This is a genomic window from Bacteroides caccae (assembly GCF_002222615.2).
Classification (GTDB): Bacteria; Bacteroidota; Bacteroidia; order Bacteroidales; family Bacteroidaceae; genus Bacteroides; species Bacteroides caccae.
This window is the reverse complement of record NZ_CP022412.2, coordinates 1,867,176-1,891,674: the sequence shown is the minus strand read 5'-3', so window position 1 is coordinate 1,891,674 and position 24,499 is coordinate 1,867,176. Positions and strand designations below refer to the sequence as shown.

Annotated in this window: 22 protein-coding genes; all 22 read left to right on the top strand. The window is 43.2% G+C overall.

The features are described from left to right. The first annotated feature begins 650 nt into the window (after positions 1-650). The 22 genes from CGC64_RS07420 (at position 651) to lpxA (ending at position 24,488) form a co-directional block, all read left to right on the top strand. On the top strand, positions 651-1,889 hold the full coding sequence (locus CGC64_RS07420; protein ID WP_005677318.1) for an Mfa1 family fimbria major subunit: 1,239 nt from the start codon (positions 651-653) through the stop codon (positions 1,887-1,889). 142 nt (positions 1,890-2,031) lie between these two features. Continuing rightward, positions 2,032-3,120 (top strand): FimB/Mfa2 family fimbrial subunit, encoded by a 1,089-nt coding sequence (locus CGC64_RS07415; RefSeq protein ID WP_005677317.1) that lies wholly within the window; start codon positions 2,032-2,034, stop codon positions 3,118-3,120. Between the two features lie 32 nt (positions 3,121-3,152). After that, on the top strand, positions 3,153-5,213 hold the full coding sequence (locus tag CGC64_RS07410; protein ID WP_005677316.1) for a DUF4906 domain-containing protein: 2,061 nt from the start codon (positions 3,153-3,155) through the stop codon (positions 5,211-5,213). A gap of 16 nt (positions 5,214-5,229) precedes the next feature. After that, positions 5,230-5,490, top strand: a complete 261-nt coding sequence (locus CGC64_RS07405; protein WP_005677315.1) for a hypothetical protein — start codon at positions 5,230-5,232, stop codon at positions 5,488-5,490. A 215-nt stretch (positions 5,491-5,705) separates the two neighbouring features. Continuing rightward, entirely contained in the window at positions 5,706-6,203 is a 498-nt protein-coding gene (locus CGC64_RS07400) for a hypothetical protein (protein ID WP_005677314.1), read from the top strand. Between the two features lie 21 nt (positions 6,204-6,224). Then, complete coding sequence (locus CGC64_RS07395) at positions 6,225-7,871, top strand: flotillin family protein (RefSeq protein WP_005677313.1); 1,647 nt, start codon at positions 6,225-6,227, stop codon at positions 7,869-7,871. A gap of 203 nt (positions 7,872-8,074) precedes the next feature. After that, on the top strand, positions 8,075-8,749 hold the full coding sequence (locus CGC64_RS07390) for a DUF5715 family protein (protein WP_005677312.1): 675 nt from the start codon (positions 8,075-8,077) through the stop codon (positions 8,747-8,749). A gap of 112 nt (positions 8,750-8,861) precedes the next feature. After that, positions 8,862-10,409, top strand: coding sequence for an ATP-binding protein (locus tag CGC64_RS07385; RefSeq protein WP_005677311.1), 1,548 nt, complete (start codon positions 8,862-8,864; stop codon positions 10,407-10,409). Positions 10,410-10,492: 83 nt separating this feature from the next. Next, a complete protein-coding gene (locus CGC64_RS07380) occupies positions 10,493-11,509 on the top strand; it encodes a PhoH family protein (RefSeq protein WP_005677309.1) in 1,017 nt (338 codons plus the stop codon). A 71-nt stretch (positions 11,510-11,580) separates the two neighbouring features. Beyond that, a complete protein-coding gene (locus tag CGC64_RS07375) occupies positions 11,581-12,525 on the top strand; it encodes a phosphoribosylaminoimidazolesuccinocarboxamide synthase (protein ID WP_005677308.1) in 945 nt (314 codons plus the stop codon). A gap of 2 nt (positions 12,526-12,527) precedes the next feature. Continuing rightward, positions 12,528-13,265, top strand: a complete 738-nt coding sequence (gene ubiE, locus CGC64_RS07370) for a bifunctional demethylmenaquinone methyltransferase/2-methoxy-6-polyprenyl-1,4-benzoquinol methylase UbiE (RefSeq protein ID WP_005677307.1) — start codon at positions 12,528-12,530, stop codon at positions 13,263-13,265. Between the two features lie 38 nt (positions 13,266-13,303). Then, complete coding sequence (locus CGC64_RS07365) at positions 13,304-14,050, top strand: shikimate dehydrogenase family protein (protein WP_005677306.1); 747 nt, start codon at positions 13,304-13,306, stop codon at positions 14,048-14,050. A gap of 97 nt (positions 14,051-14,147) precedes the next feature. Then, positions 14,148-15,098 (top strand): alpha/beta hydrolase, encoded by a 951-nt coding sequence (locus CGC64_RS07360; RefSeq protein ID WP_005677305.1) that lies wholly within the window; start codon positions 14,148-14,150, stop codon positions 15,096-15,098. A gap of 72 nt (positions 15,099-15,170) precedes the next feature. Further along, entirely contained in the window at positions 15,171-16,091 is a 921-nt protein-coding gene (locus CGC64_RS07355; RefSeq protein ID WP_005677304.1) for a TPM domain-containing protein, read from the top strand. Positions 16,092-16,137: 46 nt separating this feature from the next. Then, positions 16,138-16,719 (top strand): LemA family protein, encoded by a 582-nt coding sequence (locus tag CGC64_RS07350; RefSeq protein WP_005677303.1) that lies wholly within the window; start codon positions 16,138-16,140, stop codon positions 16,717-16,719. Between the two features lie 90 nt (positions 16,720-16,809). Next, positions 16,810-17,976, top strand: coding sequence for an AIR synthase related protein (locus tag CGC64_RS07345; protein WP_005679956.1), 1,167 nt, complete (start codon positions 16,810-16,812; stop codon positions 17,974-17,976). A gap of 3 nt (positions 17,977-17,979) precedes the next feature. After that, positions 17,980-19,092 (top strand): peptide chain release factor 1, encoded by a 1,113-nt coding sequence (prfA, locus tag CGC64_RS07340; RefSeq protein ID WP_005677299.1) that lies wholly within the window; start codon positions 17,980-17,982, stop codon positions 19,090-19,092. A gap of 15 nt (positions 19,093-19,107) precedes the next feature. Beyond that, the gene (gene pyrF / locus CGC64_RS07335) at positions 19,108-19,932 is read left to right on the top strand and encodes an orotidine-5'-phosphate decarboxylase (protein WP_004301706.1); all 825 of its coding nucleotides are present in this window, start codon (positions 19,108-19,110) and stop codon (positions 19,930-19,932) included. A 28-nt stretch (positions 19,933-19,960) separates the two neighbouring features. Then, the gene (locus CGC64_RS07330) at positions 19,961-21,190 is read left to right on the top strand and encodes an HD domain-containing protein (protein WP_005677297.1); all 1,230 of its coding nucleotides are present in this window, start codon (positions 19,961-19,963) and stop codon (positions 21,188-21,190) included. A gap of 82 nt (positions 21,191-21,272) precedes the next feature. Continuing rightward, entirely contained in the window at positions 21,273-22,313 is a 1,041-nt protein-coding gene (gene lpxD, locus CGC64_RS07325) for a UDP-3-O-(3-hydroxymyristoyl)glucosamine N-acyltransferase (protein ID WP_005677295.1), read from the top strand. Positions 22,314-22,316: 3 nt separating this feature from the next. Continuing rightward, complete coding sequence (locus tag CGC64_RS07320) at positions 22,317-23,702, top strand: bifunctional UDP-3-O-[3-hydroxymyristoyl] N-acetylglucosamine deacetylase/3-hydroxyacyl-ACP dehydratase (RefSeq protein WP_005677293.1); 1,386 nt, start codon at positions 22,317-22,319, stop codon at positions 23,700-23,702. 18 nt (positions 23,703-23,720) lie between these two features. After that, positions 23,721-24,488: an acyl-ACP--UDP-N-acetylglucosamine O-acyltransferase gene (gene lpxA / locus CGC64_RS07315; protein WP_005677292.1), complete on the top strand. Its 768-nt coding sequence runs from the start codon at positions 23,721-23,723 to the stop codon at positions 24,486-24,488. Positions 24,489-24,499 lie beyond the last annotated feature (11 nt).

Genomic DNA, 24,499 nt, shown 5'->3' with positions numbered 1-24,499 from the left:
ATCATCCACCTGTTCCACGTAACGCAGTCTACTATGAACACGACAACAGCAGCAATAAATCATTCAAAACAGAATGAAAAAGACACAAATCATTCCATCCCGCCTAAATAGTTGCAAAATTTATTCTATTGCGCAGAATAAGTTGAAGAAAATATATAATACAAACAGTGGAAAAAGAAAAGGAAAGGCGGTATAATATTCATCTCCTCAACAAATCATTCACAAAATGACTAATTCACCCACCCTAAAAGTGACATTTGAAAGATTGAAAAATTCACCTTGAAAATTGAAAAAAACACCAATCAACAGTTTTACATTTCTCCCATAACTTTGCAATGTCGATAAGGAACAAAAAGATTCCTTAAAACAAACAAAACAAAAATTTAGTAATAAACAAATAAAAGAAACATTGCCTATAAGAAACAAACAAAATCCCTCCAACTGGAAGTTAGTTATTTCACCTTATAATATATAAGGGCTTCCGATCAGAAAAAGAAATGATGTTTTTCACAAAACAAATGCTCCTCATCTTTTAGATGACTCTTACCCCCAAAAAAGAAAAAGAAATCAGCATAACTACTAATAATATGTAGTGTGCAACTAAAGAAAAGAAAAAAATTATAGCATCACACATTAAACTCAAAACAAAGATGAAAGTTAGAAATTTATTATTAGCAAGTCTAGCAGTAGCTGCCATGACAGCTTGTAGCAACGAGAATGACGAATTCGTAAACAATGGTAATCAAACCAGTGAAAAGAATGCGATTATGGAATTTGGTATCGCATTTCCTAGTTTAACCCGCGCCACAGAAACTGGATTGTCTGCAGAACAGGACTTCCAAAGCGCAACTGTTATTATTAGTTATGAAAGCGGAGGAAAAGATGTGACCATTATTCCTAGAATTAAGTTCGAAGAATCGACTCCCAATGTATTGTATACCAAAGACAAAATCACGGTACAGCCAGGAAATGCTACTGTAGATGTTGTGCTTAACCCGACATCTGCAATTGAAGCTGCTTTAACCGGGGATGGCTGGTTCACCAGCATTTATAACACATCCACATATAATGCTGGCGAAATCACTGGAATCGACGATATCACTGGCAAAAACAATTTCTTGATGAGTAGTGACGGCAAGACAAAAGTTAAATTTGTAGCAGAACAAGAAGTCCCTGCTTTAGTAAAAGTCAGTCGAGTAGCTGCTAAACTGGAAGAAACAACTCCAACCAATAATGCTTTTGATGTTGCCAATAGCAGCGAAGGAACAGCTATGAAAGATCCGGCTGGAAATGCTATCAAGGTGGAAATTTCCATAAGCAACTATTCATATGCTAATTTGCAAACGACTTCGTATGTATTCCCACAGACAAATGCCATCACCCCAGCTTTGTTCCAAGAATATACATTAGGTTCATTTGCTTACAAGCCTATTACTGGTATAACGACTCAAAACGAAGAAGAATTTGGTTCTATCGTATACTGTCTCGAAAACTATGGAGAAAATCACACAATGGCGATATATAAAGCTACAGCTACTATCAATGATGAAGCCAAAACATTCTGGGTAGACAGAGACAATGTATTGTACCAATCTATCAATGAATTAAAAGCAGTATATACAGACATTGAAGCAACGACCTCTATTGCAGATTGTTGGAGTAAGTACGGTGTCAGAAAATATGAAGAAGGTGTATGCTACTACAAAGCAGACATCCTAAGTAATGGCAAAGCCGAGATTGTTCGTAACAACGTTTATAAATTAAAAGTTACAGGCATAGCAAAGCTAGGATTACCGGAACCAAAAGACGAACCCAAGCTGGCAACATTGAAACTCTCAGTTGAAGTTGAACCATGGACTATTCAAACAAATAATTTTGAATTCAAATAATTTCCAAAGATAAAAAGTTGCAAGAGGGAGAGAAGGAGATTCCTCCTCTCCCCCCTTATCTATTTCTACATCTCTCGCGCTTCACCAAAAGAAGATTAATCAAACAAAACATAAGCGTTCCAAAAGCATAAAAACAGAAACAATGATAAGCATATTAACTGACATACAAAAAAAAGCAAACAAGATATTGCTATTCACAACATTGGTTGGTACAATGACTGCTTGCGATTCCGTACTTGATTTCGATGAAGGCGATTGCAGTATCGAATACGGCGTAACATTCAAGTACGACTACAATATAAAAAATGTGGACGCGTTCGCTCAAGAGGTGAAAAACATAACGCTTTATGCTTTTGATGACAACAATAATCTCGTAGCCATGAAAGCGGAATCAGGAGACATGTTGGCAACAGGCGAATATGCCATGACAATGGATATCGATCCCGAAAAATATCACCTCATAGCATGGGCAGGACTGGACGATGAATCATTTGCTGTTCCCTTGCTTACTCCCGGCAAGGCTAATATTACAGACCTTAACGTCAAAACGATACGCAACAGTGTGGTAGTCCCTACTAAACAGGGTAGATCAGAAGGAGATAAAGACAAGTTTATTGTAGAACATGAACTCTCCTCATTATGGCACGGAGAATTAAAGAAAGGCCCCTCTACCCGTAGTGGAAGAAAGCGCTTCACAGAAGTCAGTTTAATAAAAAACACAAACAATATACGCATTGCTTTGGTGCAAGTAAAACAAAACGAAAATGCAACAATCACACGTGCTATCAATAAAAACGAATTAAAATTCAATATATACGACGATAACGGATTTATGAATTATGACAATACGCTATTGGACGATGATATGTTGACTTACAAACCATTTATGACTGAACAAAAAACAGTTGCTACTAGGGCATTCAACGTGGTAGACACTGAATATCCTGCTGTCATTGCAGAATTGAGCGTAGCACGACTCATGAAGGACAAAAATCCCGAATTAAGTATCATAGATACGAAAACAAATAAAAATATCCTAAAAACCGGAGATTTGATCGGGTATCTTAACCTGTTGAGAACAGAGAAATACGCAGATATGCCGTTACAAGAATACCTAGACAGAGAAGACAACTATAGTATGCTTGTCTTTGTAGACGAAAACCTAACATTAATCAATACAGTCGTCGAGATCAATGATTGGGTTATCCAATTAAACGACTTTGACTTGTAAGAGAAGTTTTAAAACAAAACAACCCATTAGCCATGATACGAAAAAACGATATATACAGTTGGTTGTCCATATTAGCAATGCTTCCTATGGTGTTGACAGCGTGTTTGGAAGAGGATAATTATAAACAATGTCCCAACCAAACTGATAAAATTCAACTTACAATAAGCCTACCGGAGCAGACACGCATCGCTACAAACACCCGTGCGGTAAGTAACCGTGTTGATTATTCTATTGTTAATAATTTAAATATTGTATTAGCTAGTGGAAATGATATAACTAAGATCTATTATTTTGATGAAAGTGGTTTGACTCCCAACGATGACCGTGTTATCATGACCAGAAACTCTTTACCAATGAGACCCGAAGAAGGAGACAATAAAAGGTATATCACGATCAGAGGAGAAGAAGGAGATTTCGACCAAGTTACTGAAATATATGCAATTGCTAATTATAACAATTCTATCACGATAAAAACCATTGATGCACTCAAGCAATTAAAACAAACAGCTGCAGACGGGCAGCCCAATCGAGCAAACGATTGTATGATGTTCGGCTCCACTAAACAATTAACAAACGGGACACTTTCATTAAAGCGTACTCTTGCTATGTTTTCAGTAAAGATAGATGGCAGCGAACTGAAAGATGGCGTTAGAATCACTCCAAAAAGAATGAGTTTGCACAATGTCCCCAAATCTTGTTTCATCGGAAACGATAATAAAATAAGCCATTCGGATGGATTTGTTTCATTAGGCCAAACGATCGACTTGGCAAATGCCGAAGGTTGGGGAGCCCTAACAAATACAACCGAATTTGTAGGAGGACATGAACTAGAACCGGGGACTATCCCCATGTTTATGTTTGAAAATCTTCAAGGAACCAATGAAAACATCGCAATAGGTGACCAAAGAAACAAACATCCTAAAGAATACACAGGCAGTACGCCTGCTGATTTACAATCGTTCTTAGATGGTAACAATGGGAATAAGTATTCATATATTTTAGTTGAAGCTGAATATTATTATCAAGACCCCCAAAATTCAAATAAAGGAGTCCAAGGAACTATCGCATATCGTTTTCTATTGGGCAACAATGCATACAATGACTTTAATATAAAAAGGAACAACTATTATCAAGTTACGCTAACTTTAAAAGGCAATGGTGGCGCTAATGAAGATGGGAAAGAAGATGCCGATGGAAATCTAATAGTCAACAAAGAAGATCTTAGTTGGCGCATAGATATGAATATTAAAGACTGGGGATTCGTAAAAGACGATTTTGATTTCGATTGCCATGCGACACACGGGTATTTAGAAGTAGTGGGTGATGACAATTGGAAAATCAGTGCTGGTCCAGCCAGTGGTCAGTCATGGGTTAAGTTTTACTCTGAGACAGAAGGTAGATGGGTAGAACCTACTGAATACGGTGAATGCGGTCAGAATGGAAGAATAGAGTATTATGTTCAAACATGGGCTCTAAATGCGACAGGTTTCACTGGATCAGAAGACATATCAAGAGAAATTACGTTAACAATTACATCCAAAGTAAACAAGAAGGATCATCAGACAGTCACCATGAAGCAATGGACTCCTATAAAAATCGCCAATAAAGTATGGGTTGAACGTTTCGAAGAGGAAGACAATTTAGCTTGGGGATATATGGATAATGATATGAGTGGAACAGTTACTCAATCTAAACCTTATTTCAATACAACGTTCAATTTCGGAGAAAGTACAACCCAGCATGGACTTTATAATACATGGTTCATGTACTTTAAAGAGAATGAAACATCCCCGGTTCAAACATATTGTTATAGGAAATCCGGTCGCGATTTACCACACGGAGCTCCGACAAGTACTTCTGATGACTATTGTCTACCAGATGCAGAGACCATGAAAACTATCATGAATTTTAAGTATACAGGAAATAATCCGTTCCAACCGCTTCGGACTGATAAAGATTACTGGACCGGTTCTGTAGATAGTAATAGTAAACAAAGTACTTACTATCTGGACTCCGCTACGAAAACTCTTAAAACGACTCAAGACAGAAATGCCACTAAAAGAGCCAGAGCGATATATGTAACTCCCCATTAATTTAATACACCATATTATGACACCGAAAGACATCCTACAACTAGAATCAACAGATATACGCCAAGCGTATCTGTTTGAAGAAAACGGGCACTGGTATGCATACGAACATTCAGCCAACCGGATAGAGAAATTCGTGAAGGGTTTTGTAGACTTTAAACACAAAGTGCAAGATGTCTGCGGTAGAATAAAAATAGAGATCGATCTCAACGTCCTGGAAAAATGCTCCGTTACGCTGTGTGAAGACTCACTGCTTATACTCGACTGTCCTACGGCATAGAAGCCGTCAAAGAGTATAAGCTTCATAACTAGATATAAAAGAATTACACAGAAATTGTTTGTTTTGTTTGTGTTCCTCAGTCCACTCAGAGGCAGCTTGTGAAAGTAGCGCTGAGTGGGTGGGGATTTTTTTTATGAATTATCTTTGTTTATCTCCCATAAACCCGTATATTTGAGGTATTATAACTAGAGACTTTATATTAATACAGAATTACTATGAGCCATACCTTTTTTCTCATCATCGCTCTTGTCACAACGGGAATCTTTCTCATCCAATTCGTATTATCTATCTTTTTCGGAGATCTGGATGCAGATGTAGACGTAGATACCGACATCAGCAGTGTGGTTTCCTTTAAAGGACTTACCCACTTCGGAATCGGATTCGGCTGGTATATGTATCTGGCGGGAAACACGGAAATCCAAAGTTACGTTGTCGGTATTCTGGTAGGGTTATTCTTTGTTTTTGCCGCCTGGTTTCTGTATAAGAAAGCCTACCAACTGCAACAAGTCAACCGCACGGAACAGACAGACCAGCTTGTGGGACGTGAATGTACCATCTATTTCAAACAAAGCGACAGCAAATACACTGTACAAACCAACCGTGACGGAGCAATGCGCGAAGTAGACGTCATCTCCGAATCGGGAAAAGCTTATCAAACCGGAGACCGTACCGTTATCACCAGATATCAGGACGGAACATTGTATATTCAATAATTATTCTAAATACACAAATTTATGACACAAGAAATGCTAATCATGGCCGCTATATTAGTAGCGGTTATCCTGCTCACTTTCATCGGTATCCTTTCACGCTACCGCAAATGTAAGAGTGACGAAGTCCTCGTTGTATATGGTAAGACGGGAGGAGAAAAGAAATCTGCTAAATTATACCACGGTGGTGCCGCATTCGTCTGGCCGATTATCCAAGGCTACGAATTTCTGTCAATGAAGCCGATGCAGATCGACTGCAAACTGACAGGCGCACTTTCCGCACAAAATATCCGTGTAGATGTTCCGACTACAATCACTGTTGCTATCAGCACCGATGCCGAAGTCATGCAAAACGCCGCCGAACGTATGCTGGGATTGACCATGGACGACAAACAGAATCTGATTACAGATGTCGTTTACGGTCAGATGCGTCTGGTCATAGCCGACATGACAATCGAAGAACTGAACTCCGACCGCGATAAATTCCTTTCTAAAGTAAAAGACAATATCGACACGGAACTCCGCAAATTCGGTTTGTATCTGATGAATATCAACATCAGCGATATCCGCGATGCTGCCAACTACATCGTGAACTTGGGTAAGGAAGCCGAGAGCAAGGCCCAGAACGAAGCACAAGCTAATATCGAAGAACAGGAAAAACTCGGTGCTATCAAAATCGCGACTCAAATCAAGGAACGTGAAACGAAGGTTGCAGAAACCCGCAAAGACCAGGATATCGCCATTGCAGAAACCAAGAAATTGCAGGAGATATCTGTTGCCAATGCAGACAAGGACAGAATTTCCCAAGTAGCGATTGCCAACGCAGAGAAAGAAGCGCAGGTTGCCAAAGCCGAAGCGGAGAAAAACATCCGCATCGAACAGGCAAATACCGAAAAGGAAAGCCGCATCGCCGAACTGAACTCTGACATGGAAATCAAACAAGCGGAAGCCGGTAAGAAGGCTGCTATCGGGCGAAATGAAGCACAAAAGGAAGTCGCTCTTTCAAACTCCGAACTAGCCGTGACACAAGCCAACGCTGACAAACAAGCCGGTGAAGCTGCTGCCAGATCGGAAGCTGCCGTACAGGCTGCCCGTGAAATTGCTCAGAAAGAAGTAGAAGAAGCGAAAGCCAAAAAAGTAGAATCTTCACTGAAAGCAGAAAAAATTGTTCCTGCCGAAATTGCCCGGCAAGAAGCTATCCTGCAGGCGAATGCTATCGCAGAGAAGATTACCCGCGAAGCAGAGGCCCGCGCAAAAGCGACTCTGGCACAGGCGGAAGCGGAAGCCAGAGCGATCCAGTTAAAATTGGAAGCAGAAGCGGAAGGTAAGAAAAAGTCATTGCTCGCCGAAGCAGAAGGTTTCGAAGCAATGGTAAGAGCAGCCGAATCAAATCCGGCTATCGCTATCCAATACAAGATGGTAGACCAGTGGAAGGAAATTGCCGGCGAACAGGTGAAGGCATTCGAACACATGAACTTAGGAAACATCACTGTATTCGACGGAGGAAACGGGAGTACAAGCAACTTCCTGAATACATTAGTGAAAACGGTTGCGCCTAGTCTCGGTGTATTGGATAAACTGCCTATCGGTGAAACTGTAAAGGGAATTATTCATCCGGAAAACAAAACGGAAGAAAAAACTGAGGAGAAAAAAGAGGAAAAGAAGAAATAATCCCTAATCTCTACTAAAAGAGAGAGGAAACAACCATAACTTCTCTACCATAAGTTTGAAAAAGTATGAAGGTATCTGCAACAGAATAGTTGCAGATACCTTCATACTTTTTCAACTTTATAGTAGAGGAACGAAAAAATCAAATAGAATCCATTTGGTAAACTAAAACAAAATAGTGTATATTTGCAAGCAAAAAATACAAAATGACCATACATAAACTTCGTATTTTACCGATTTTCCTACTAATTACAGGGCTTACGCTTACTTCCGGTTGCAAAAAGAAAGATATGTCGCTCAGACTAAACGAACCACGCAATATTCGTGGCGTTGTCAGCTACAAACGCTCTTTCCCCGATTTGAATGACAAACATCTGGAAGTAGCAAAAGCTGTTGGTATCCGTCCGTTGGAGGACCGGGAAGAAGCGGAAAGCATGAAAGAAAAGTTGACACATATTACTGATAATGAGTTCTATGTGGTAGATTCGCTGACCCATTCCATCCCCTACCTCGTCCCTCGTGCAAGTGCGCTACTCGACACTATCGGTTCTAATTTTCTCGATTCACTTGCTGCCAAAGGATTAAATCCCAATCAGGTAATTGTCACTTCCGTATTGCGTACCCAAAGCGACGTGAAACGTCTGCGTCGCAGAAACGGGAACGCTTCCGCCAACTCGGCGCATTGCTTCGGAGCTACTTTCGATGTTAGCTGGAAACGGTTCAAGAAGGTGGAGGACGAGAATGGAAGACCCTTACAAGATGTCGGCTCCGATACCCTGAAACTTGTTCTGTCCGAGGTTCTGAGAGATTTGCGACAAGCCGAAAAATGCTACATCAAGTATGAGCTGAAACAGGGTTGTTTCCATATTACTGCCCGGTAAATATTATTATTCAAAGCCTTAGCCCGGAATAGTATAAAACCTCAAGGTTAATTTTGCGTTATGATGAAAAACAGCTATCTTTGTACGAATCCAACGCTAAAAAAAGCAGATTATGAGCAAGCTATATCCTATCGGCATACAGAATTTTGAAAGTCTCCGCAAAGACGGTTATCTTTATGTAGATAAAACCAGACTTATTTATCAATTAGTAAAGACCGGCCGCTATTATTTTCTCAGCCGCCCGCGTCGCTTTGGAAAAAGCCTGCTGATATCTACCCTTGAGGCTTATTATCAGGGAAAGAAAGAGCTTTTTGAAGGATTGGCTATCGAACAATTGGAAAAGGATTGGATAAAACATCCGATACTACATCTGGACTTAAACATCGAGAAATACGATACGCCCGAAAGTCTGGATCATATCCTCAATGACAATCTGGAACACTGGGAAAGCCTATATGGTACACGCCCATCGGAAGTTTCTTTCTCTCTACGTTTTGCCGGTATCATACAACGTGCTTACGAACAGACCGGGCAACGTGTCGTTATCCTTGTGGACGAATATGACAAACCCATGCTGCAAGCAATCGGAAACGAAGAATTACAGAAATATTTCCGAAACACACTGAAGCCTTTCTATGGTGTATTAAAAAGCAAGGACGGATGTATCAAGCTCGGATTCCTGACAGGCGTTACCAAGTTTGGAAAGATTAGTATATTCAGCGACCTGAATAACCTGATTGATATTTCTATGGACGAACAGTACGTGGAACTCTGCGGCATCACAGAAAAAGAAATCCACGATAACATGGAAGAAGACTTGTATATCCTGGCAGATAAACAGAAAATGACTTACGAAGAAGTATGCACCGAACTGAAAGAATGTTATGACGGCTACCATTTCGTGGAAGACTCCATAGGAATATATAACCCATTCAGCCTGCTCAACACATTTTACAAGATGAAGTTCGGCAGCTACTGGTTCGAAACCGGCACTCCAACCTATCTGGTAGAATTACTGAAGAAATCCAATTATAATCTTCAGCATATCACACATGAAGAAACGGATGCCGACGTACTGAACAGCATTGATTCGACTTCCCGTAATCCCATTCCGGTCATTTACCAAAGCGGCTATCTTACTATCAAAGGATTCGACAACCGTTTTGGGATTTATCGTCTAGGGTTCCCCAATAGAGAAGTAGAAGAAGGTTTTATTAAATATTTGCTACCGTTCTATACGAATATAGATGTTATCGAATCTCCTTTCCAAATACGTCAGTTTGTTGATGAAGTGGAACATGGTGATTGCAATGCTTTCTTCCGTCGCCTGCAAAGTTTCTTTGCCGATACACCCTACGAATTGATACGCGATCTGGAACTGCACTACCAAAATGTACTTTTTATTGTTTTCAAATTAATTGGTTTCTATGTAAAAGCCGAGTATCATACTTCACAGGGACGAATAGACCTAGTCCTGCAAACCGATCACTACGTCTACATTATGGAATTCAAACTGGAAGGAACTGCCGAAGAGGCCCTCCGACAAATCAATGACAAGCATTATGCGCAAGCATTTGCTTCCGACAAACGAACTATATTCAAGATAGGCGTCAATTTCAGCAACGAAACAAGAAATATCGAAAAGTGGATAGTAGAATAATTGCAATAAAATTCATCCCCAAACAATCAGAGAATCCAAAACGTTTCATTAAATTTGCAGAAATTTTTCTTTAATACAATTGAATGATAGAGAAACTGATTGTCCTTGAGGATATTGATCCGGTTATTTTTTATGGCGTAAACAACGCTAACATACAGTTAATAAAAGCTTTATATCCGAAGCTACGTATCGTTGCACGCGGCAATGTCATCAAAGTGCTGGGCGATGAGGAAGAAATGTGTGCCTTCGAAGAAAATATCACCAAACTGGAGAAATACTGCGCCGAATATAATTCACTAAAAGAAGAAGTTATCATCGACATCATCAAAGGGAATGCCCCGCAAGCAGAACAGAACGGAAACGTAATTGTGTTCAGCGTCACCGGAAAGCCGATCATTCCCCGGAGCGAGAACCAACTGAAACTAGTGGAAGGCTTCGCCAAGAATGATATGGTATTCGCTATCGGCCCGGCCGGTTCGGGAAAGACATATACCGCCATTGCCCTTGCCGTACGCGCACTGAAGAATAAGGAAATCAAGAAAATCATCCTCAGCCGCCCCGCCGTAGAAGCCGGCGAAAAACTCGGTTTCCTGCCCGGTGACATGAAAGATAAGATAGACCCGTATCTGCAACCGTTGTACGATGCATTGCAGGATATGATACCCGCCACCAAGTTAAAGGAATACATGGAGCTGAACATTATACAGATTGCTCCGTTAGCCTTTATGCGCGGACGCACGCTGAATGACGCAGTCGTGATCCTGGATGAAGCGCAAAATACCACTGCACAACAAATCAAAATGTTCCTTACCCGCATGGGGATGAATACCAAAATGATTGTGACGGGAGATATGACACAGATCGACCTTCCCGCCTCACAAACATCGGGATTGGTACAGGCACTCCGTATCCTGAAAGGGGTAAAAGGCATCAGTTTCGTTGAGCTGAACAAGAAAGATATTGTGCGCCATAAGTTAGTGGAACGCATCGTAGACGCTTACGAGAGATTCGACAAGGAAGCGAAAGCCGAACGGGAGAAACGGAAAAACGAGCAACTCGTCATCAACGGCGAACGCCCGGTGAAACTGGCAAAAGACTGATAGACTCAAAATCCGGAAGCCTATTGCAACTTATAAATTGGAACTTGTAATTTGTAATTATAGATAAAACAATGAAAGCATTAACAAAAACAGATTTCAACTTTCCGGGACAGAAAAGCGTGTACCACGGAAAAGTGCGCGATGTGTACAACATCAACGGCGAAAAACTCGTCATGGTAGCAACCGACCGTATTTCGGCTTTTGACGTAGTACTGCCTGAAGGTATTCCTTACAAAGGACAAATGCTGAACCAGATTGCAGCTAAATTCCTCGATGCCACTACTGACATCTGTCCGAACTGGAAACTGGCTACTCCGGACCCCATGGTTACCGTTGGGGTATTGTGCGAAGGTTTTCCGGTAGAAATGATTGTACGCGGTTATCTGTGCGGTAGCGCATGGCGTGCTTACAAAAGCGGCGTACGCGAAATTTGCGGTGTGAAACTACCGGACGGAATGCGCGAGAACCAAAAATTCCCGGAACCGATCGTTACCCCGACGACGAAAGCAGAAATGGGACTTCATGACGAAGACATCTCTAAAGAAGAAATCCTGAAACAAGGACTGGCTACTCCCGAAGAATACGAAATTCTCGAAAAATATACGCTGGCTCTCTTCAAACGCGGAACTGAAATCGCAGCAGAACGCGGACTGATCCTTGTAGATACTAAATACGAATTCGGCAAGCACAACGGCACAATCTACCTTATGGACGAAATCCATACTCCGGACTCCAGCCGTTATTTCTACGCTGAAGGTTATCAGGAGCGTTTCGAAAAAGGTGAGGCCCAGAAACAACTTTCCAAAGAATTCGTCCGCGAATGGTTAATGGAAAATGGCTTCCAGGGTAAAGACGGTCAGAAAGTACCGGAAATGACTCCGGCTATCGTACAAAGCATCAGCGACCGTTACATCGAATTGTTCGAAAACATCACCGGCGAGAAATTTGTGAAAGAAGATACCAGCAACATCGCTGAACGTATCGAAAAGAACGTAATGGATTTCTTGACAAAATAAGAATGGACTACCCACAACAACATATCAAGCCTTACAACGAGGAAGGCAAAAAGACCGAGCAGGTGGAACGTATGTTCGATAATATCGCACATGCTTACGACAAGCTGAATCATACCTTGTCTTTAGGTATCGACCGCAGCTGGCGTCGCAAAGCCATTGCCTGGCTCCGTCCTTTCCATCCGCAACGTATGATGGATGTGGCTACCGGTACGGGGGATTTCGCTATCCTTGCCTGCCGCAAACTGCAACCTGCCGAACTGATCGGCACGGACATCTCGGAAGGCATGATGAACGTGGGTCGTGAAAAAGTAAAGAAGGAAGGACTCTCGGACAAAATTTCTTTTGCCCGGGAGGACTGTACTTCACTCTCTTTTGCCGATAATGACTTTGACGCTATTACCGTTGCCTTCGGTATCCGCAACTTCGAAGATCTCGACAAAGGGCTCTCCGAAATGTGCCGCGTACTGAAACCGGGCGGACATCTCGTTATCCTGGAACTGACTACTCCGGACCGTTTCCCGATGAAGCAATTATTTTCCATTTATTCCAAAGCCGTCATTCCGTTATTAGGCAAACTTCTCTCCAAAGACAACAACGCATACCGTTATCTGCCGGACACAATCAAAGTCTTTCCGCAAGGAGAAATAATGAAAGGTGTCATCTCACGAGCCGGATTCAGCGAAGTAAACTTCCGGCGGCTGACATTTGGTATCTGCACGCTTTACACCGCGACAAAATAATGAGTTATTATGAATGGTTAATTTAATTCTTTCGTGTTATGGAAAAATATGGTTTAATCGGCTACCCTCTAAGACATTCATTCTCCATCGGATACTTTAACGAGAAGTTCAAATCCGAAGGCATCAACGCAGAATATGTGAACTTCGAGATTCCTCAAATCAATGATTTTATGGAAGTTATCGAGGAGAACCCCAATTTGCGAGGTCTCAATGTCACTATCCCTTACAAAGAGCAGGTGATCCCCTTCTTGAACGAGCTTGATCCGGACACCGCAAAAATAGGTGCTGTCAATGTAATCAAGATTATCCGCCAACAGAAAGGAAAAGTTAAACTGATCGGCTATAACTCCGACATCATAGGATTTACCCAGTCCATTCAACCGTTATTACAGGCTCATCACAAGAAAGCGTTAATTCTGGGAACCGGCGGTGCTTCCAAAGCTGTCTACCACGGACTCAAAAACCTGGGAATCGAAAGTGTTTTCGTTTCGCGTACTCACAAAGCGGACGGAATGCTTACTTACGAGGAGCTGACTCCTGAAATTATGGCCGAATATACAGTTATTGTCAACTGTACTCCCGTAGGTATGTTTCCCAAAGTAGATTTCTGCCCGAATATCCCCTACGAGCTATTGACTCCAAACCATTTGCTCTACGATTTGTTATATAATCCGAACGTCACCCTCTTCATGAAAAAAGGAGAAGCACAAGGCGCTGTTGTCAAAAACGGCCTGGAAATGCTGCTGCTTCAAGCATTTGCCGCTTGGGAAATCTGGAACCGGTAGCCAGCGGAATGTCTCTCCCGAGTTCTCATGCGGAAGGTAAATAACAGGACGTGATTTCCTGACAGACAAAGAGATTATTTATAAATTGGGATAAGTTATGAGAAAGAGAATTATTTATGTCATTATCATTGTCGTGCTGCTGTTGACCGGTTGTACAATCGGCGGGAGTTTCTATATGTTGAATTTCTCTCTGACCCCGGATGCCAAGATATTGTCTAAAGATGCTGACTCTTATCCCTATATGTACAGAAACTATCCATTCCTCCGCCCATGGGTGGATAGTTTGCGCCAAGCGGACGCACTCAAAGATACTTTTATTATCAATCCGCACGGTATCCAGCTTCATGCATATTATGTTGCCGCCCCTAAACCGACCGACAAGACGGCAGTGATCGTTCACGGATATACGGATAACGCCATTCGTATGTTTATGATCGGGTATTTGTACAACCGTGATTTGGGCTATAACATTCTGCTCCCCGACCTTCAACATCAGGGCGAGAGCGAAGGGCGTGCCATTCAAATGGGGTGGAAAGACCGTTTTGACGTACTCCAATGGATGAACATTGCCAACAAGATTTTTGGAGACAGCACTCAAATGGCGGTGCACGGTATTTCAATGGGAGGTGCGACCACCATGATGGTGTCCGGTGAGGAGCAGCAGCCTTTTGTCAAATGCTTTGTGGAAGATTGCGGCTATACCAGCGTATGGGATGAGTTCTCGCATGAACTGAAATCGTCCTTCTTTCTTCCTCCTTTCCCACTGATGTATACCACAAGCTGGCTATGTGAGAAAAAATACGGGTGGAACTTCAAAGAGGCTTCCTCATTGAAGCAGGTGGCGAAATGCAAGTTACCGATGTTGTTTATCCACGGAGACAAAGACACGTATGTGCCCACCTGGATGGTGTACCCGCTTTATGAAGCAAAACCGGAGCCTAAAGAACTTTGGATTGTATCGGGGGCTGCTCATGCCGTTTCATACCAGGAGAATAAACAGGAGTACACCGATAAAGTCCGTGACTTCGTCGGGCGATACATTCATTAAACCTATTATAACAAAGAGTTTTAAAACCATAACAGAAAAAGTTTCTATCTTTGCAAATGTAAAACAACTGTTATGAAATCAATATTCACATTTATAATTGCCGCCTTTTTGCTGTTTCCTCTGCAAGCTCAGGAGAAAGTATACACGGTAGATAATCTTCCCAAAGTCCACCTGCAAAACAAGATGCAATATGTTTGTAATCCGGCGGGAATACTGTCGCAAGCGGCTTGTGACAGCATAGATGCCATGCTATATGCATTGGAACAGCAGACGGGCATTGAAACGGTGGTTGCCGTAGTTCCCTCTATCGGGGAGACAGACTGTTTCGACTTTTGCCACCAACTGCTGAATAAATGGGGTGTAGGGAAGAAAGACAAAAACAATGGTCTGGTTATTTTATTAGTTACCGACCAACGTTGTATTCAATTTTATACCGGCTACGGCTTGGAAGGTGTGCTTCCGGATGCAATCTGCAAAAGGATTCAAACGAAATATATGATTCCTTATCTGAAAGATGGGAACTGGGACGCAGGAATGGTGGCAGGTTTGAAAGCAACTTGTCAACGGCTCGATGGTTCTATGGAGAATGATTCTCTAGCGGAACCCGGAGACGGAGGTTCATTTGATTTCTTCCTCGCTCTTTTCTGCTTCTTCGCTATCGGCGGGGGACTCGCCTTTTTTGCAGCACGGAAACAAAGCCGTTGCCCGAATTGCGGGAAACACCAATTACAAAGAAGCGGAAGCAGGCTTGTTTCCCGAATCAACGGAGTGAAGACCGAAGATATTACTTATACGTGCAGGAACTGCGGACATACACTCGTGCGTCGCCACCAAAGTTATGACAATGATTATCACCATCGGGGTGGCGGCGGAGGCGGTCCGTTTATCGGTGGCTTCGGAGGAGGTCGAGGTTTCGGAGGAGGCGGAGGTTTTAGCGGCGGCAGCTTCGGAGGAGGAATGGGCGGAGGCGGCGGTGCCGGCTCCCGGTTCTAAAACTAGAAACAATCAGATTATCAATTTCAATAAAAAAACAAGAAACATGAAAAAGTCAATTATCATCATCTTAGCCGTTGTGGCTATCCTTGTTATATGGGCAGTAAGTGTATATAACGGTCTGGTTACTATGGACGAGAATGTTACCGGTCAATGGGCAAATGTAGAAACTCAATACCAACGTCGTGCAGACTTGATTCCGAATCTGGTAAATACCGTAAAAGGATATGCAACGCACGAAAAAGAGACTTTGGAAGGAGTTGTCGCAGCACGCAGCCAAGCGACCCAAATCAAAGTGGATGCCGAAGACCTGACTCCGGAGAAGCTGGCAGAATATCAGAAAGCACAGGGTGCCGTAACTTCAGCACTAGGTAAGTTGCTGGCTATCACGGAAAACTATCCCGACCTGAAGGCCAATCAGAACTTCCTTGAGCTGCAAGCCCAACTGGAAGGAACGGAAAACCGTATCAACGTAGCACGCAAAAACTTCAACGATGCTGCACAAGCTTACAACACCAATATCCGCCGCTTCCCGAAAAATATCTTTGCAGGTATGTTCGGTTTCGATAAGAAAGCATATTTTGAAGCAGAAGAAGGAAGTGAAAAAGCTCCGAAAGTAGAGTTCTAGAGATAAGCAACGGCATTTCTAATAAGATAGTTGGCTGTACGAAAAAAAAGCAGTACTTTTGCAGCCGTATACAAAATAATTCTATAACTCATGAGTAATCAACGATACATGATGCGTGGCGTAAGCGCATCAAAAGAAGATGTGCACAACGCCATCAAGAACATCGACAAAGGAATTTTCCCGAAAGCTTTCTGCAAAATCATCCCGGACATATTGGGAGGTGACCCTGACTATTGTAACATCATGCATGCCGACGGTGCAGGAACAAAATCATCCCTTGCTTATATGTACTGGAAAGAAACAGGCGACCTGTCTGTCTGGAAAGGTATTGCACAAGACGCCCTGATTATGAATATCGACGACTTGCTCTGTGTAGGTGCCGTAGACAACATCCTCGTTTCTTCCACTATCGGACGTAACAAACTCTTGATTCCGGGAGAAGTGATCTCTGCAATCATCAACGGAACGGACGAACTGCTGGCCGAACTTCGCGAAATGGGTGTAGGCGTATATGCTACCGGTGGCGAAACTGCTGATGTCGGTGATCTGGTACGCACAATTATCGTTGACTCTACCGTGACTTGCCGCATGAAACGCTCGGACGTTATCAATAATGCCAACATTCGCCCGGGTGACGTTATTGTAGGATTGGCCTCTTATGGACAGGCTACTTATGAAAAAGAATACAATGGCGGTATGGGTAGCAACGGTCTTACAAGTGCCCGCCATGACGTATTCGGCAAATATCTCGCAGAGAAATATCCGGAAAGTTACGATGCGGCAGTACCCGAAGAACTGGTTTATTCCGGCGGACTGAAACTGACTGACAGCGTGGAAGGTTCTCCGATTGATGCGGGCAAGCTAGTGCTCTCTCCTACCCGTACGTATGCTCCGGTGGTAAAGAAACTGTTGGATGCACTCCGCTCCGAAATTCATGGCATGGTTCACTGCTCCGGCGGTGCGCAAACCAAAGTGCTGCATTTCGTAGAAAATGTACGTGTTGTGAAGGATAATCTGTTCCCCGTTCCTCCGTTGTTCAAGACTATACAGGAACAGAGCGGCACGGACTGGGCAGAAATGTACAAAGTATTCAATATGGGGCACCGTCTCGAAGTTTACCTGTCACCGGAACATGCCGAAGAGGTGATTGCTATTTCCGAATCTTTCGGCATCCCCGCACAGATTGTAGGACGTATCGAAGCGTGTGAACAGACAGAATTAATCATTAAGAGCGAATTCGGAGAATTCAGATACTAAAGAATGGCAGATAACAGTACCATATTAGAGAAATTAGACGGACTTGTAGCCCGTTTTGAAGAAATATCTACCCTTATCACCGACCCGGCAGTGATTGCCGACCAAAAACGTTACGTCAAACTGACGAAAGAATATAAGGAACTGGATGATTTGATGAAAGCCCGCAAGGAATATATGCAGCTGCTGGGTAATATTGAAGAGGCCAGAAACATTCTAGCCAATGAATCGGATGCCGATATGCGCGAAATGGCAAAAGAAGAAATGGACAGTAGTCAGGAACGTCTTCCCGTATTGGAAGAGGAAATCAAACTGATGCTTGTTCCCGCCGACCCGCAGGATAGCAAGAATGCGATTCTCGAAATCCGTGGCGGTACAGGAGGCGACGAAGCCGCTATCTTTGCCGGCGACCTTTTCCGTATGTATGCCAAGTATTGCGAAACCAAAGGCTGGAAAATGGAAGTATCCAGCGCCAACGAAGGGGCAGCCGGCGGTTTCAAGGAAATCATTTGCAGCGTGACGGGTGATAACGTTTACGGGACATTGAAATACGAATCGGGAGTGCACCGCGTACAGCGTGTTCCCGCCACAGAGACGCAGGGACGTGTACATACATCCGCTGCCTCGGTAGCCGTACTCCCCGAAGCGGAAGAATTTGACGTTGTCATCAACGAAGGAGAAATCAAATGGGATACTTTCCGAAGCGGTGGCGCCGGCGGACAGAATGTCAACAAGGTGGAATCCGGTGTACGCCTGCGTTATATCTGGAAGAATCCGAATACAGGCGTAGCGGAAGAAATCCTTATTGAATGTACCGAAACGCGCGACCAACCGAAAAATAAGGAACGCGCACTGGCCCGCCTCCGTACCTTTATCTACGACAAGGAACATCAGAAATATATCGATGACATTGCTTCCAAACGTAAAACAATGGTATCTACCGGAGACCGTTCTGCTAAAATCCGTACATACAACTATCCACAAGGACGTATTACCGACCACCGTATCAATTATACGATCTATAATCTGACCGCCTTCATGGACGGAGATATCCAAGATTGCATCGACCACCTGATTGTGGCGGAAAATGCGGAACGTCTGAAAGAAAGCGAACTTTAAAACATTTATATAGAAATGGATAAGCAACAATTATTTGAAAACATAAAACGCAAGAAATCATTCCTTTGCGTAGGACTTGATACCGACATCAAGAAAATACCCGAACATCTGCTGAAGGAAGAAGACCCGATCTTCGCTTTCAACAAAGCTATCATCGACGCAACAGCCGACTTGTGCATTGCTTACAAGCCAAACCTCGCTTTCTATGAAAGCATGGGCGTGAAAGGTTGGATTGCCTTTGAAAAGACAGTAAAATATATCAAAGATAATTATCCCGACCAGTTCATCATTGCCGATGCAAAGCGTGGCGATATAGGAAACACTTCCGCCATGTATGCCCGTACTTTCTTCGAAGAACTGGACATAGACTCTGTAACCGTAGCTCCTTATATGGGCGAGGACAGCGTAACTCCGTTCCTGACCTACGAAGGCAAATGGGTGATCCTGTTGGCACTGACTTCCAACAAAGGTTCTCATGACTTCCAGTTGACGGAAGACGTGAACGGTGAACGCTTGTTTGAGAAAGTGTTGCGCAAATCACAGGAATGGGCAGGCGATGACCGCATGATGTATGTGGTAGGCGCTACTCAGGGACGTGCGTTTGAAGACATCCGTAAAATTGTTCCTAATCACTTCCTTCTCGTTCCGGGTGTCGGAGCACAAGGCGGCTCGCTCGAAGAAGTTTGCAAGTATGGAATGAACAGTACCTGTGGGTTAATTGTTAACTCGTCCCGTGGAATTATCTACGTGGACAAGACAGAGAAATTTGCCGAAGCTGCCCGCACTGCCGCACAAGAAGTACAGGCACAAATGGCAGAGCAGCTAAAAGCCATTCTCTAAAAGAATAAAGAATCTCTAAAAGAAACGAATGCCTTACGAAAGAAAGATAATCAACGACCCTGTATTCGGGTTTATCAATATTCCAAAGGGGCTGCTGTATGATATTGTACGGCATCCCCTTTTGCAGCGTCTTACCCGCATCAAGCAAGTAGGGCTCTCCTCGGTAGTATATCCCGGCGCACAACATACCCGCTTCCAACACTCATTAGGTGCTTTCTACCTGATGAGCGAAGCTATCACCCAACTGGCCTCCAAAGGTAATTTTATCTTTGACAGCGAGGCTGAAGCTGTACAAGCGGCTATCCTGCTGCACGACATCGGTCACGGTCCTTTCTCTCATGTGCTCGAAAACACCATTGTCAAAGGAGTTTCTCACGAAGAAATCTCCCTTATACTCATGGAACGGATGAACAAGGAGATGAACGGGCAACTCAGCCTTGCCATTCAAATCTTCAAGGACGAATATCCGAAACGTTTCCTGCATCAGCTTGTAAGCGGGCAACTGGATATGGACAGGCTCGATTATCTTCGACGCGACAGTTTCTACACCGGTGTAACGGAAGGGAATATCGGTTCGGCAAGAATCATCAAAATGCTCGACGTGGCGGACGACCGCCTCGTTATCGAATCGAAAGGCATCTATTCTATTGAGAATTTCCTGACTGCACGCCGCCTGATGTACTGGCAAGTATATCTGCACAAGACCTCGGTTGCTTATGAAAGAATGCTCATCAGCACCCTGCTACGTGCTAAGGAACTTGCCTCAAAAGGTGTAGAATTATTTGCATCGCCCGCATTGCGTTTCTTCCTCTACAATGATATCAATCACCAGGAGTTCTATCATAATCCCGATTGTCTGGAAAATTTCATCCAACTGGATGATAATGATATCTGGACTGCTTTAAAAGTATGGAGCACTCATCCTGACAAAGTTCTTTCCACCTTAAGCCTGGGAATGATCAACCGAAATATCTTTAAAGTGGAAATTTCGTCGGAACCGATTAGTAAGGACAGAAAAAAAGAATTAACTTTGCACATCAGCCAGCAACTAGGCATAACCCTTTCCGAAGCGAACTATTTTGTCTCTACCCCCAGCATCGAAAAGAATATGTACGACCCGGCAGATGACAGTATTGACATTATCTACAAGGACGGCACTATCAAAAATATTGCCGAAGCATCGGACATGCTGAACATCTCATTATTGTCCAAAAAGGTAAAGAAATACTATCTCTGCTACCAGAGATTGCACAGATAAGTATAAAATATTCATGCAATAACACGGAAATCTGAAAAAAAAGTCCGTTATTTGTGAACTAATTAAATTTTAAAGAAAAGACATGGAGTTCTCGGCTAAGCAAATTGCAGCATTTATCCAAGGGGAAATCATTGGAGACGAAAACGCTACGGTACACACATTCGCTAAGATTGAAGAGGGAATGCCCGGAGCTATTTCTTTCCTGTCGAACCCTAAATATACACCTTATATCTACGAGACACAGTCCAGCATTGTACTGGTTAATAAGGACTTCACTCCCGAGCATGAGATCAAAGCCACCCTTATCAAAGTAGACAATGCTTACGAAAGCCTGGCAAAATTGCTCAACCTTTATGAAATGAGCAAACCCAAGAAAGAAGGGATAGATTCATTGGCTTTTGTCGCACCCAGTGCCAAGATCGGCGAAAACGTATATATCGGTGCTTTCGCTTATATCGGCGAGAACGCCGTCATCGGAGATAATACTCAAATTTACCCGCATACTTTTGTTGGAGACGGTGTAAAGATAGGCAAAGGTTGCCTGCTTTACTCAAATGTAAACGTTTATCATGACTGCCGTATCGGCAATGAGTGTATATTACATTCCGGCGCGGTAATCGGAGCCGACGGATTCGGATTCGCTCCCACTCCTAACGGGTATGATAAGATTCCACAAATCGGAATCGTTATTCTGGAAGATAAAGTAGACATAGGTGCCAATACCTGTGTTGACCGGGCTACCATGGGAGCAACGGTTATACATAGCGGCGCCAAAATAGATAATCTGGTACAGATTGCCCACAACGACGAAGTGGGATCGCATACTGTAATGGCTGCTCAAGTCGGTATTGCCGGTTCTACCAAGATCGGCGAATGGTGTATGTTTGGCGGACAGGTAGGTATTGCCGGACACATCAAGATCGGTGACCGCGTAAATCTCGGAGCACAATCGGGTGTACCAAGCAGCATTAAGTCCGACAACCAACTGATCGGAACACCTCCTATGGAGTTGAAACCGTATTTCAAGGCGGCTATTGTGACTAAGAAACTACCGGATATGTACACAGAACTGAACAAATTACGCAAAGAAGTAGAAGAATTAAAACAACTATTAAATAAGTAACCAATGCTGAAACAAAAAACGCTGAAAGATAGCTTTTCACTGAGCGGGAAAGGTCTTCACACTGGACTTGACCTCACTGTTACATTTAATCCTGCTCCGGACAATCACGGATATAAAATCCAACGCATTGACCTGGAAGGACAACCAACTATCGATGCAGTAGCGGACAACGTGACGGAAACCACCCGTGGTACCGTGTTATCAAAGAACGGAGTCAAAGTAAGTACCGTAGAGCATGGTATGGCAGCCCTTTACGCATTGGGCATTGATAACTGCCTCATCCAGGTGAATGGTCCGGAATTTCCGATTCTGGACGGTAGTGCACAATATTATGTACAAGAAATAGAACGTGTAGGGACAGAAGAACAAAGCGCTGTCAAAGACTTTTATATCATCAAATCTAAAATCGAATTCCGTGATGAAGCAACCGGTTCTTCTATCATCGTATTGCCGGATGAGAATTTTAGCCTGAATGTACTGGTTTCTTATGACTCGACAATCATCCCTAACCAGTTTGCTACACTTGAAGATATGCATAAATTCAAAGACGAAGTGGCTGCCAGCCGTACTTTCGTCTTTGTTCGCGAAATAGAGCCTCTTCTCTCTGCCGGATTGATAAAAGGCGGTGACCTGGACAATGCAATCGTTATCTACGAACGTAAAATGTCGCAAGAAAGCTATGACAAGCTGGCGGACGTAATGGGAGTTCCTCACATGGATGCCGACCAGTTGGGTTATATCAATCATAAACCGTTGGTTTGGCCGAATGAATGTGCCCGTCACAAGTTGCTGGACGTAATCGGTGATCTTGCTTTAATCGGTAAACCGATCAAAGGCCGTATCATCGCCACCCGTCCCGGACACACAATCAACAATAAGTTTGCCCGTCAGATGCGGAAAGAAATCCGCTTGCACGAAATTCAGGCACCGACTTATGATTGTAGCCGCGAACCTATAATGGATGTAAACCGCATCCGTGAACTTCTGCCGCACCGTTATCCTTTCCAACTGGTAGATAAAGTAATTGAAATTGGTGCCAACTATATCGTAGGTGTCAAGAATATTACCGCCAACGAGCCTTTCTTCCAGGGACATTTCCCGCAAGAACCTGTTATGCCGGGAGTGCTTCAAGTAGAAGCCATGGCACAAGTGGGAGGTCTGCTTGTCCTCAATTCCGTTGACGAACCGGAACGCTACTCTACCTATTTTATGAAGATAGACGGTGTAAAATTCCGCCAAAAGGTAGTGCCGGGAGACACGTTATTGTTCCGTGTGGAATTGCTGGCTCCGATCCGTCGTGGTATCTCCACGATGAAAGGTTATGCATTCGTCGGCGAGAAGGTGGTTTGTGAAGCGGAATTCATGGCACAAATAGTAAAAAACAAGTAATAATTGATATTTAAAAGCATGATAAGTCCTTTAGCGTATATTCATCCCGAAGCAAAAATCGGGGAAAATGTAGAAATTGCGCCTTTTGTATTTATAGATAAAAACGTGGTTATTGGCGACAACAATAAGATTATGGCTAATGCCAATATTTTATATGGTTCACGTATCGGTAACGGAAATACTATTTTTCCGGGAGCTGTTATCGGAGCCATTCCGCAAGACCTCAAGTTTCGCGGTGAAGAGTCAACAGCCGAAATCGGAGACAATAATCTGATTCGCGAAAATGTCACGATCAACCGTGGTACAGCAGCTAAAGGGCGCACAATCGTGGGCAACAATAACTTACTAATGGAAGGTGTACACGTGGCACACGATGCGCTGGTTGGTAACGGATGTATCATTGGGAACTCTACCAAAATGGCAGGTGAAATCGTGATTGATGATAACGCTATTGTTAGTGCCAATGTATTGATGCACCAGTTCTGTCATGTAGGCAGTCATGTAATGATTCAGGGCGGATGCCGCTTCAGCAAGGATATTCCTCCTTATATTATTGCAGGACGCGAACCGATCGCTTTCAGCGGCATCAACATCATCGGCTTGCGCCGTCGCGGTTTCGCCAACGAAGTGATTGAGAATATTCACAATGCATATCGTATCATCTACCAGAGTGGACTGAACACGACTGAAGCATTGAAGAAAATCGAAGATGAATTTGAAAAGAGTCCCGAGATTGACTATATCATTGAATTCATCCGCAACTCGGAGCGTGGAATTATTAAATAAACACTTCAAAA